This is a genomic window from Leptospira sp. GIMC2001 (assembly GCF_028462125.1).
Taxonomy (GTDB): Bacteria; Spirochaetota; Leptospiria; order Leptospirales; family Leptospiraceae.
The window spans coordinates 179,894-192,213 of sequence record NZ_CP115467.1 but is presented as its reverse complement, the minus strand read 5'-3'; the positions used below and the strand labels follow the sequence as shown (position 1 = coordinate 192,213).

At 37.5% G+C, this 12,320-nt stretch carries 11 protein-coding genes; 6 read left to right on the top strand and 5 right to left on the bottom strand.

What is annotated here, in order from left to right; translation table 11 throughout:
- Positions 1 to 22 precede the first annotated feature (22 nt).
- Positions 23 to 715: a hypothetical protein gene (locus O4O04_RS00900; protein WP_272531361.1), complete on the bottom strand. Its 693-nt coding sequence runs from the start codon at positions 713 to 715 to the stop codon at positions 23 to 25.
- On the opposite strand from O4O04_RS00900, the gene O4O04_RS00895 reads away from it, so the two are divergent.
- Both O4O04_RS00895 and O4O04_RS00890 read left to right on the top strand, forming a co-directional pair.
- Complete coding sequence (locus O4O04_RS00895; protein ID WP_272531360.1) at positions 693 to 2,204, top strand: peptidase MA family protein; 1,512 nt, start codon at positions 693 to 695, stop codon at positions 2,202 to 2,204. The genes O4O04_RS00900 and O4O04_RS00895 overlap by 23 nt on opposite strands.
- Before the next feature lie 105 nt (positions 2,205 to 2,309).
- Positions 2,310 to 2,924 (top strand): YceI family protein, encoded by a 615-nt coding sequence (locus O4O04_RS00890; RefSeq protein ID WP_272531358.1) that lies wholly within the window; start codon positions 2,310 to 2,312, stop codon positions 2,922 to 2,924.
- 4 nt (positions 2,925 to 2,928) lie between these two features.
- On the opposite strand, the gene O4O04_RS00885 is transcribed toward O4O04_RS00890, so the two are convergent.
- Positions 2,929 to 3,825, bottom strand: a complete 897-nt coding sequence (locus O4O04_RS00885; RefSeq protein ID WP_336297476.1) for a carbon-nitrogen hydrolase family protein — start codon at positions 3,823 to 3,825, stop codon at positions 2,929 to 2,931.
- On the opposite strand from O4O04_RS00885, the gene argB reads away from it, so the two are divergent.
- Genes argB through O4O04_RS00870 form a run of 3 tightly spaced genes read left to right on the top strand, consistent with a single transcriptional unit; the run spans position 3,796 to position 7,016 of the window.
- Positions 3,796 to 4,653, top strand: coding sequence for an acetylglutamate kinase (gene argB, locus O4O04_RS00880; protein WP_272531357.1), 858 nt, complete (start codon positions 3,796 to 3,798; stop codon positions 4,651 to 4,653). The two genes, O4O04_RS00885 and argB, sit on opposite strands and share 30 nt — an antisense overlap.
- Before the next feature lie 12 nt (positions 4,654 to 4,665).
- Positions 4,666 to 6,420 carry a SpoIIE family protein phosphatase gene (locus tag O4O04_RS00875; RefSeq protein WP_272531355.1) on the top strand — a complete coding sequence of 585 codons (1,755 nt, stop codon included), beginning with the start codon at positions 4,666 to 4,668 and terminating at the stop codon, positions 6,418 to 6,420.
- Positions 6,420 to 7,016, top strand: coding sequence for a hypothetical protein (locus tag O4O04_RS00870; protein ID WP_272531354.1), 597 nt, complete (start codon positions 6,420 to 6,422; stop codon positions 7,014 to 7,016). The genes O4O04_RS00875 and O4O04_RS00870 overlap by 1 nt, the downstream gene beginning before the upstream one ends.
- A gap of 70 nt (positions 7,017 to 7,086) precedes the next feature.
- On the opposite strand, the gene O4O04_RS00865 is transcribed toward O4O04_RS00870, so the two are convergent.
- A complete protein-coding gene (locus O4O04_RS00865) occupies positions 7,087 to 8,385 on the bottom strand; it encodes an ATP-dependent 6-phosphofructokinase (protein ID WP_272531353.1) in 1,299 nt (432 codons plus the stop codon).
- A gap of 112 nt (positions 8,386 to 8,497) precedes the next feature.
- Here O4O04_RS00865 and O4O04_RS00860 point away from each other — a divergent pair, with 112 nt between their 5' ends.
- Entirely contained in the window at positions 8,498 to 9,286 is a 789-nt protein-coding gene (locus tag O4O04_RS00860) for a hypothetical protein (protein ID WP_272531351.1), read from the top strand.
- Positions 9,287 to 9,330: 44 nt separating this feature from the next.
- Here O4O04_RS00860 and O4O04_RS00855 read toward each other — a convergent pair whose 3' ends face one another.
- Together O4O04_RS00855 and O4O04_RS00850 are read right to left on the bottom strand one after the other, a co-directional pair.
- A complete protein-coding gene (locus O4O04_RS00855) occupies positions 9,331 to 10,515 on the bottom strand; it encodes an EAL domain-containing protein (protein WP_272531350.1) in 1,185 nt (394 codons plus the stop codon).
- A gap of 86 nt (positions 10,516 to 10,601) precedes the next feature.
- Positions 10,602 to 12,275, bottom strand: a complete 1,674-nt coding sequence (locus tag O4O04_RS00850; RefSeq protein ID WP_272531349.1) for a hypothetical protein — start codon at positions 12,273 to 12,275, stop codon at positions 10,602 to 10,604.
- Positions 12,276 to 12,320 lie beyond the last annotated feature (45 nt).

The window sequence follows — 12,320 nt, the reverse complement described above, 5'->3', positions numbered from 1 at the left end:
ACAATTACCACCAAGTAAATATCTATTGCAGTAGGATAAAATCTCCGGGGCTAGGAATCAACGGCGAGTCCAATTTGAACTCAAGCGCAGTCTCAGCTACTGAATAGATTGATGCAGAATATATTTTTTTATCTGCCTTAGATACCAATCTAATCTTTTGACCCTTTTTCGAATATTTTAAATCAATACCCCAAGCCAAAAATCGAACGCCATCCGTAAAAACGATCGCAGTTTTTCCTCCAGAATACTTTGGAGACCGAAAGAAATGGGTTGAATTACCTGCGCCATATTCGTTTGGAGAAATTATTAATTTAACTTCTGAACTGCTAGTATCTATATCTCCCAAACTTGAAATCATCTCAATATGATCACAATCATAGGATCTGAGTAGAGCTCTTCTGCGCATTAGATCTGTACTCGTATAGATACGGCAAGATTCGGGCTTCAAGCTAAGACTACTATCTTGATTCCATTTCCATTTCCCTTCATAGCGCGCCTCTTCCCATCGCATATCTGGATGAAGATTTAGCCGATAGAGTTGAAAATTGTGATTGTCTAGAATTCTTAGCTGATAGGAAAATGCACCTAAGTCCGTTTTATGAATATGTGTTGTCCAATCACCATTAAACTTGAGTGATTGGGAATCTGCGTTAATGGCACTACCGCCTAATAAGAATAAGTATTGAATACAAATGATAAGACGTAGATATCTCATTGAAATTATTTTTATATTAATATTTCTTCTGCATTGTGGCAACTCATTAATTTCTCCTAAGGATGATGACGATGATTTGTTAATCCCACTTGCTCTAATTGTGTGGAGCCTTACACCCAATTGTACATCAGGATCAGATATTTGGGCACGAAATATTGAAAGCAATCGATCGGAATGTATCAAAGCAAATCTAGTGGGTTCAGGCAAACACATGAACTTGTATGTGGAATCTGGCCTTGAGACTTCTTTGGATTTCAATAATGTGATCCAAGATTTTGACATTAAGATACATCCCGCATTGGTTGAAACTTTTGGTTCACCTTCTGACCAAAATGGAGATGGGAAAATAGATGTCTTTGTTCTAGATATCCGAGACGGATCAATTGATGGAGGCCCTTTTGTTGCAGGATTTTTTGACGCTGCAGATCTTTTTCCAGATAATCCAAGATCAACAGTTAGATCTAATCAGAGAGAAATTCTTTATATGGATGGCAGGCAACTGATCGATATTCTCAACCGAGACCCACTTGCTTTTGGTTCTACTCTTGCTCATGAATACCAACATTTGATTCGATTCCCTCTGATGCAAAATGCGGGATCACAAGATGATGTTTGGATCAATGAAGGAACGAGCGAAGTCGCAAGTGATATCGGAGGTTTTGGCCCGCAAACATCTAGGATTCGGTGCTTACGAGGTGATTCCAATTCGCCATGTTCAGGTGGTGGAAATGGTGTATCACTATTGGAGTGGACAACAGGCCCGCCCAACGACAGCAGCTATGTGCTCAAACAATACTCATATGCTTATGCTTTCATGAGATATATATACGATAACTCTGGTTTGACGGAGCAAGAAAGAAAATCATTTTTTCAAAAAACTGTAAAAGGAAACAATGGAGTCCGGGCATCGAATGCGTTAAACCTAATTTCTCTTTTCAAAGCAAATGCTGATCCGTCCGCTGTCTTGAGTGGAACAAATACGGACAACTTTCAGATACTATTGAATTCTTTTTGGGGACAGGTCATTCAAGGAAGCAATATGTCTAATATTTCACGTTCGGGCGGAGCTGCCAGTCCTTGGGATATAACAGCTGTATCCAATGCTTTCCCGCTTGGAACTACTCTCGATGCTTTGAAAACATCAAGTTTTACAACTCTAGCAACGACTCCAAGCCAAATTCGAGCAAGCTCTATGGTTCGAGTAAGTGGAAATCAATCTGTGGCAGTTACTGGCACGACTGGAACCACTCGCCTAACTTCGATTCCATCGGGAGCTGCGAGCACTTTGGTATTTGGGGAATCCAATAAAAACATTTCTTTGACTAAGTCACAACCTATAATAGTTGCAGATCTTCATAGCCTTCCCAATGGCTCGAATAGCTTAGAAGGAAAATGGAAATCTTGGGCATTAGAACATGAACAGGACAATCATTCTGGTCAGATTCCTGGCGGAATTCCCGTTTGTGGTCATCCTTTTCTCAGCAAATAGACTGAATTTCCATTTTTTGAACCAATTTCTGAAAATATACTAGACAATAGAACAATATTAAATAGTTTAAGTCTAAACTAATAATTCACAAAGGAGAATTTATTTATGAAAAAATTTCTATCCATTACCTCTCTAGCTTTGGTTTTCGCGTTTGCTGCTTGTAAAGGAAATGCACCGGCTGATTTACAGGGCGAAAAGTACCCAGTTGCAAGTTCATCTGGAACTGCATATGCTCTTGATACTGCAAGTTCTGTGATCAATTGGAAAGGATCCAAAATCACTGGCTCACATATTGGAACTGTAAAAGTAAAGTCTGGTGAATTTTATGCGGACGGAGACAAAATAACAGCCGGTAAATTTATTATTGATATGCCAACGATCACTGATAATGACCTCGAAGGTGAATGGAAAGCTAAATTAGAAGGTCATTTGAAAGACACTGACTTTTTTGAAGTTGGAAAATATCCTGAAGGCTTATTCGAAATCGCATCAGTTACAACAACTGACAGTGGTTATGATGTAAGAGGAAATCTAACATTGAAAGGAATCACAAAAGGAATCCAATTCCCAGCTTCTATTCAATTCGAAGATAAGAAACCAGTTTCGGCAACAGGTTCTGTAAAGATCAACAGACAGAATTGGAATATCGTTTACAAAGGTATGCCTGACGATCTAATCTCTGATACAATCGAATTAGAACTTAACTTAGTTACTAAGTAATCTCTCAACCCAATCTACGATGGCTTAGGGCAGGAATTTTGCTCCGAGCCTCGTAGATTTTGGTTATATCAATCTCTGCCATCGCATAACCAATTTCATCACCAATACTTTCTACAATCTTGCCCCAAGGATCTATGATCATGGAATGACCATATGTTTTTCTCTTGCCGGAACTGTCATGGACTCCCGTCTGCGCTGGAGCTACCACATAACATAAATTTTCGATAGCCCTTGATCTCAACAAAACTTCCCAATGAGCCTCTCCAGTGAGTTTGGTAAAAGCTGCAGGAAGAAAAATCACTTCTGTTCCAAGTTTTGATAGATGTCGAAATAGTTCGGGAAATCGCAGATCATAACAAACTAGAGAGGAAAATTTTCCAAGATCTCCTAATTGGACAGGCATGGGCAATTGTTCACCCGCTTGAACGGTATTGGATTCTTTGTATTCCACTCCGTCACCAGGATTCGAATCGAAAAGATGCATTTTATGGTAAGTATAAAGCATCTCGCCTTTCGGTGAAAATATTGATGCAGTGTTATAATATTTTTTGGCATCGGATGATTTAGAAGGATATCCACCTCCGAGCAAAAATATTTCCAATTCTCGAGAGGTTTTTTCTAAAAATTCTATACTTTGCCTATAAATTATTTCGTAATTTTCGGATTTGACTGATTCGCGTCCAAAGAATGCAAAATTTTCGGGCAATCCAATTACGATTGCTCCTGCTTGAGCTGCATCTTTACATATCTCAAAAGCTCTTAATAAATTCTGTTCAATATCTTCTGTGCTAGTGAGTTGAATTGCAGCGACTTTGAATTTTTGCATAAAAAACGTTTTGGAAAATACTACAACCGTTGTATCAAGGTCATAATGGAAAGCCAGATTGAAAAAGTAAACCATATACTCGAAGCCCTTCCCTATATCACCAAATTCAACGGGAAGACTATCGTCATAAAATATGGTGGAGCCGCAATGATTAAGGAAGAACTGAAAGCTTCCTTTGCTCAAGACATTGTACTATTAAAATATTTAGGAATTCATCCCGTTGTCGTTCATGGAGGCGGACCAGAAATAAATTCTCTACTCAAGGCACTCAATATCCAATCAGAATTCATCCGCGGGAATAGAGTTACAACGCAAGAGACAATGGATGTAGTCGAAATGGTTCTGACCGGAAGAGTGAATAAACAAATTGTTTCCTTAATCAATGGAAAAGGTGGCAAGGCAGTTGGAATCAGTGGTAAAGATGGAAAGCTTGCTCTAGCTGAAAAATTGCCTATGATTGTTGATGGAGTAGAACTTGATTTAGGTTTTGTTGGAAAGGTTACTCAGGTCGATACCTCTTTGATTGAGAATCTTAGAAAGGAAAATTTTATTCCCGTGATTTCTCCGATTGCATATTCAGCAGAAGGACATTCTATGAATATTAATGCTGACACGATGGCTGGTGCAATAGCCGGAGCACTCAATGCTGAGAAATTAATTTTACTTACAGATACAGAAGGAATATTAGTAAACGGAAAACTTGTGACCGGGCTGAATAAGAAACGAGTCCAAGATTATATTGATTCAGGTGATATCACAGGCGGAATGATTCCCAAAGTTGAATGCTGTCTTGATGCTATAAACAATGGAGTCAGACGAACTCATATCATTGATGGAAGGGTTGCACATTCTGTGCTCATGGAAATATTTACAGATACAGGAGTCGGTAGCTTGATAGAGTAACCAACAAGAACAATGTCAGATAAGAAATTAACTCTAAAACTAATCTCCGATATCACAGCTCGAATCAATTCGTCTGACGATTTGGAATCGTTACTGCCTGCCATCATGGATACAACGAAAAAAGTTTTAGATAGCGAAGGTTGCTCGCTTCTGCTTTATGATAAAGAAACGGACTGTTTGGTATTCGACATTACAGTTGGTGAAAAAAGGGAAATCCTTTCTAAGATGCAAGTTCCTCGAGGTAAAGGAATTGCTGGAATGGTTTTAGAAACTCTACAACCAGAAATAGTCAATGATGCCGCCAATGATACCCGAGTTTATAAAAATATTGATCATGAAGTTGGCTTTATAACAAGAAATCTAATCTGCGTTCCCATGGTTGCAAATGGAGAAGTACAAGGTGTACTGGAAGCTGTAAATTCTATAGACTTTCGAGATTATACTGATAAAGATATAAAAATTTTAAAATACTTAAGTGATCTTGCAGCAATTTCTATTCGGAATAGAAAACTCATTGATGAACTCCAAGCTCGAGCCAATGAGTTAGATTGTTTGTTTCAAATCTCTCAATCTTTATCAAATGTTATCGATATAGATCAGTTTCTTGCATCTTCAGTAAAATCGATATCGGGAGTTATGAAAGTGAATAAGGTTGCGATTCTCTTTCAAGGCTCAGAGAACAAAGGATACGATTATATTCTATCTAGAGGATTTCCAGAATCCATTGAGGATCTAAAAAAAGGCGAAGGCCCATTGGATAAAATTTTGGAATCTGTTCGAACCGTTGGGCAGACGGTCACATTGAAGACTCATTCTAGCTCCACTGCAGAAGAACTTTCGAAAATGGGATATTTCAAACAGAATTTTCTTATCATCCCAATCAAGAGAAATCGAGACACAGTTGGAGTTCTTCTCATCGCTGACAAAAATGATATGTCTTCATTCGAAGATTCGGATATTAGAATACTTTCTACTATCTCCAACCAGATTGCAGAAGCTTTCACAGCCTTGCGTGTAAAAGACCAAAGCGAAAAATTAAAATATATCCAACGTGACCTTCAAGTTGCAGCTCAGATCCAACGAAACTCATTACCCCATATTCCGGATAGCTATGGGAATTTGGATTTTGCTACTTTTTATAAAGCATCTAGAGATATCGGTGGGGATTTCTATGATATGATAATCCATAGCCCAACTGAGATATCTGTGATGATTGCTGATGTTTCCGGTAAAGGGACTCCAGCAGCTCTATTTATGGAACTATCTAAAACGATCATATCTAGTGAAGCTGCTCGAGAGACTTCGCCACGGATTGCACTTACAAAGGCCAACCAAATCATTCAAGATAAATCAGGATTTGTACTTTTTGTAACCGTGATGCTTGTACGAATCAACACAGTGTCCAAGACTCTAACATTTTCATCTGCAGGCCACAACCGACAATTTCTTTATCGTAAGCAACAACAAGAAATATCATTACTCTCAGGTAAAGGAACACCTCTGGGTATCGGCAAATCGGAAATCTCAGAACATACCGTTGATTATGAACCTGGGGATTACCTGATTCTATATACTGACGGTGTCACTGAAGTGATGAACAGCAAAGATGAAATGTATGAGGAAGAAAGATTGATGGAAGATATTCTCAGCATGGAATTGGATTCTGCAATTGGTATGAGAGACAAAATTCTTGATATTACGAATAAATTCCAAGGCGATGCAGAACAACATGATGATTACACACTTTTCATCGTCAAATTACAGTAATGGGTTCGATAAAAAGTTATATAGCTACTCTTCTAAGAATTGAGAAAATCAACCAAGCATTGATTGATGCAAGAGTAGACGAGAGAGTACGAATTGCACTTGGTGAGAGCGAGGCTCTACGCCAAGAACAAGATAGGTTAAAAGATCAAGAATTCCAGAGAAAAATAAGCGATATGATTCGAACTCATGAAACGAGTTTTGAGAATTATAAATCTGAAACCGAAAGGCTCATCAATTCTTTCAAAAATCAGATTCTCATGGAGAAGAAGGAAGTTTTCAAAGAGAGAGAAACTGTAATGGCAATGCAGAAGAAAACTTCTCTTATGGAGAATCGCTTCAACCACTACATTCTCAGGTTCAAAGAAATTCTATTTCTCAATAAAAAGCTGGTGGAAAATATACAAACGATTGTTAAAGCAGAAAGCCAAATTGAAGATCTGCTATATGAAATTGATCATATCGGCCCTGAGAAATTTACAGAAATGCCAGAAGTGGTGATCGACGATAAATTCTTGGACGAGATCAATAAAAAAGAAGAAGAAATCCAAGACAATATTGTCAAGTTTCGGAACAAAGTCGCAAATAAGAAAAAATAAGTTTGTATTTTTAGAATAGTTTTTTATTCAGATTCCAATAAAAAACTATTTCTTTGATCTATGTTTAAAATTATTTTTCTGTAGATTTGAGTTCGCTCGGTTGACCCGTAGATGCGAGCAATGCTCTCCACAAAGTGCTTCGATCTGGTTGTAATACTTTTCTCTCGCTAATAGCAACTTGAATAGGAATATATGTGAAGACATTGTTCCAGATTCCAACTACCATATTTGTCTTACCACACATAGCTGCATGAACTGCATTCTGGGCAAGAAACCCACAGAATACGGAGTCGTCTGCATTTGCAGGAACTGAGCGAATGATATAACTTGGATCAATGTATTTCAAGTTTACAGTCATTTTTTCTTTTTTGAAATATTCATTGATCTTATCTTTCATGAATACTCCAACATCACTCAATTTTTTATTTCCAGATGGATCTTTCTCTCCTTTTTCTTCGAAAAACTTCTGGCCGGCACCTTCTGCTACGATTATCACGGAATGCCCTCTTCTTTTGATCCGTTCTTTTAGAACAGGAAGAAATGCTCCTTCTCCTTCCAAGTCAAAATCCTTTTCCGGAATCAGAACAAAATTAACATTCTTAGATGCAAGAGCTGCATTTACTGCAATAAATCCAGAATGCCTTCCCATTAATTTAACCAAACCAATTCCGTTAGGCGCTCCTTTTGCTTCGACATGAGCGCAATCTACTGCTTCGACAGCCTTTGAAAAAGCTGTCGAAAACCCAAAAGTCTTTTGTACATAATTTATATCATTGTCTATCGTTTTCGGAATTCCAACAACGGCTATATCTTCTTTTCGTTTCTTTATTTCTTCTGATATTGCTTGAGCTCCTCTCAAAGTCCCGTCACCACCGATACAGAATAGCATTCGTATCCCGTACAACGAGAGAGTATCAACCATATCAGAAACATTTTGGTTGCCACGCGATGAAGAAAGTATAGAGCCACCTTGTGTCATGATCTGTGCGACTTTATCTGGAACCAATTCAATGGGTCTATGACCGGATTGTTTGACCATTCCTTCGTATCCAAAAGGAAATCCTAATATCCGTGTTACTTTGTATCTATAATGGAGTTCCATAACTAAAGCCCGTATCACATCGTTGATACCTGGACAGAGCCCTCCACAAGTCACGATACCAGCCGTAACTGTAGATGGATTGTAATAGATTTTTTCTCTGGGACCTGCTTGTTCGAAAAATATTGGATCTTTTAGGTGATCAGCAAGTGCTTGCTTATTCTCAAAAATCGTCTGAATGAGAACCATTGATCCTTCCTTGGTCCAATAGTCATAATCAGCAGGACTTGTGAATTTACATTCTCCAAAATTTTCTATATGAGTATCCATTTCCAATCTCCCTAGCTTACCAATTTTGTTTGAACAAATTTACTCTCCAAACGTTTTTTACTTGCCATCTAGATAAAAAGAAACGATGTTTCCTCTAGGTAAGTTAAATTCTGTGAAATCGAAAATTGGAATCATCGTCCTTATTCAAATACTTACATTTAGTTACCTAAATTCACAAGAATTGCCATTGATGTCTTTTTTTTCTCAAGCTCCTTGGGGAAGCCAAAATTGGGAGACATCCTATTCTATCCCTAGACAGGATCCAATGTTTTTGCAGGCGATTACAGTCCCTTTTGCTTTTCCATTGGAAACTGCTCTGATCTATGGCTACCAAGGTTCGAGTTCCATGACTTCAAGTAGAGTTCGTGATAACGATTCTCGCTTCCCGAATCAATGGGAATCCAACCCAGGATTTACGGGTCAAAAGGGAATAGCTTTTCTGTATAGAAAAAGGAATTTTGGTTTGAACTTAGACCTATCTATGCATCTTGCTGGCAATGGTCTCGGACAGAGTTTTGTTGAAGCTGCAATTCCTAAGATTCGACTATCCTATGCACTACCTAGCAAGTTCATTGGTTTGAATGATAAAGACTACAAACTTGAAATTTTCCTAGAACTCTCTCAATTGCAGCAATTTGGAACTGCAACCAATGCCTATTGGGCAAGACCTATTCAAAATGCATTATTCAAAACAGCGGAAAATGCCAACCGCCCGTCATTTATATCTAAGCAAGTTTATGCAAATCCAGGTCTTAGCCTGAGTACTTCTTCGAATTTTATGTTTGAAGGTGTTGTTCGTGTTCCTATGAATGCAAGAGAAGCAAACAGAACCTTAGATGATTTGTGGACTCCTGAAATTCAAACTCATCTTGGTATGAAATACTTATTCCCTGTTAAATAGAATCCAATCCATTTCAACATATACATTAATACACGAAAGAAAAATCAAACGGCTGGATCGGGAAGCTGTACGTCGATAAACAGTGAAATATGATCCTGGGTTACTTTGGAAAATACTAAAATATTTTTTCGTAGCACCTTATCGAAATAAGGCTCACTTGCGTTCCAAGTCTTGGGATTGTGAAAACTCTTCTTTACATGTTTGTAAAAAAAAGGCATGTACGACCAATTTTTAGATAAGGGGACTGTATTTTGAGTGAATCCATTTTCTCCTGATCTTTCATAGTATGGAGTAATTTGAGTTCCTTCCCAATCAGTAGCGTAGACTCTTCGTATAAAAGGTGACAATTGGAAAAGGGAATGAGCGTCAATATGGACGATATCACCGATATTCTTGACGGTGGGTTCCTTGCGAGAAATGAGATTCCGGATTTCGTCTTCGAAACGAATCTCTTCCATGATACGATTCCTCTTGAATTCGTGAAAAGCATCCAGTTGAATTTTCAGGGTATCTGCTTCTATTTTGGGGCTTGCAAATTCTTTATTTGGCATTCCCAAAAGATATCCTTGCACAAAGCGTGCACCAAAGTCTAATGCACGACGGAGTTCTTCCGAATTTTCAATACCCTCAAATAGAAGATCCGACCCTAAGCCGCTCGCAATATGAGATAGGTATTCGAGAACAGAGTGAAAATTTCTATCATGCATAGATCTTTTGAGAAGAAGAAGATCCACTTTGATTATTTGGGGTTGGATTATGGCGATTCTTTCCAGATTGGAAGATTCCGAACCAACGTCATCCATAGCTATGCGAAAACCTAACTCACGAAAGTATTCCACAGCAGTACCTATTGCTTCAGGATCACGAAGTGTTGCAACTTCTGTTATCTCGATAAAAATACGCTCATTGGAAATTCCTGCATCTTTAGTAAGCTTAGCAAGAGGAAGATCATCGCCTTTGCTGTCTTCGAGCTGGCGTAACAGTTCATCTGGGCTCATGTTGATAAATAGATGTCCAGATTCTGTAGTTTTTAATTTTGCAAAAGCACGAGAAAGAACTTCAGTTTCGATTCGTAGGAACTCTTCCGATTTTCCAGATAATTCTCTAAGAAAAATATCGGGTAAAATAAATCCCTTATCTGTTTCTTCTCTTGCAAGAACTTCGTGACCAAAAATGGATTGATCTTCAATGGATAGTATGGGCTGTAAAAATGGAAGATATCTTTTCATTTATATTAGATTGGACACAATGCTGAGATAATTAGTTTTTAAGAATGGTTCAAAATCAATTTTAGTAAGAAAGGTTTAACCGATATTTATATGTTTGAATCGAGCCATTTCTTCTGAGCTACTGTCTTCTTCACATTTTCTAGTAGCTCGATTGTAACTGCAGTGTTCAGTTGATTGACATCAAAATCGTGGGAAGACTCTAGGAATTCATCTAAGATAAAATCAACTAAGGCTTCTATAGATTTAACTCCCTGTTCATCTTCCAATAGTATTTTGACTGGCATTGAGAAAGTTGAATAAGCAATGTCCCCCATACCTTTTGAAAATTTCAGTTTGATTGATTCAGGAAGAATATTTGCTAAAGGAGATCCAATATTTCCTTTGTTAATTATATTTGTTAGGATTTGGGAAAATAAATCACTCAATCTTGGATTGTCTATAGAATTTCGTAATTTATGAATCACAACAGATTTGATCTGATCGCGATGAGTATCCAAGGCATGGGTTACGATTTGCAATGACGCTCCCGAACGAATTTCTTCTTGAGCTTCAGTAAGAATCTGGATCGTAACCATATCCGATAATTCTTCTTTTAGAATATTCGAATAGTATCGAATGGTTCTTGATATAATGTCATTTCCAACGGGAACTATTTTATTAGTTTTGAGAATTAGAAATATCTTATAAATCCTAATCAATCGAAATATTCTAAATTCAACAAAAGGAATGAGCCCGAGAATATCGTACCAATGATATATTGGATAGAAAAACCAAGCCATAAAAGTCTTATTACGAATAGACCAATACCAGCTGAACGCAAATTCAAATAAGAAAAATAATAGAAAAGGAGCGTCTAACCAAATGAAATTATTGATTGGTTCGCCGTCTTTTGCAAGTGATCTATAGTAGTTCATTTCAAAAAGAGGTCTTATCGTTTGATTGAACTCTTTGTATTTCTCTTGAAATGATTTGGCTGGGTTGCGCCAGTACCAAGATGCACTTAAGGCTGTAGAAGGAAAACTTTTCTGTCCTCCCAATGATTTGAGTAGAATTGCCCGATATTCTCGATCTAACTCCCTAGTTTTTGCTAGACTATATCTTGATTTATAAAAGTCTTTTATGGTCGAAAGATTTTCTGTCTGACCGGAGTCTTGGAATGGATTGGTCTCGACTAGATGAATAATCTGATAATCCATCTTAGATAGTAAGTCTTCATGTTCTGCAATTCTTCCGCGTTCGCTTTGTACCCGAATCAGTAGATCTAAATTTTGACTTGCCTCTGCCAATTCCTGAATGGTTTTTTTATTATCAATCTGCGGAAGAAAATCTAGATAATCCTCTATTCTATCCAAAGTTACAGTGCTTATTTGATCAGGGGTCGTTACTGTCTCGAGATCAGATGTAATTTCAGATTTCAATTCTAATAGTCGCTGATCACCCTTTGATTGAATGGATGCAATTAGATTTTTAACTTTAATTAGTTGGTCGGCAAATTCTTGATCGTAAAATTCCCTTGATTGAAGCTTTTCTAGATAATCAATTGTATCTATATAACGTAGGTATTTTTCTGTACTTCGATGAGGCTCAATTCCAAGAATGGGTTTGTCATAATAGCTCAGGACTTGAGGGAAATGCTTATAATAGAAAGGTCGAAGCCAAAGATAAGTCATGTCAAAAGCAATCAAGGTTAGATTCCCAAGAACCACAATGACCATGATTATATCCCACAGGATTTTAATGTTAAATTTTAATCTTTTCATTTATTTCTAAATAAATTCGCGCTTTACCTCTATATTATTAGAATT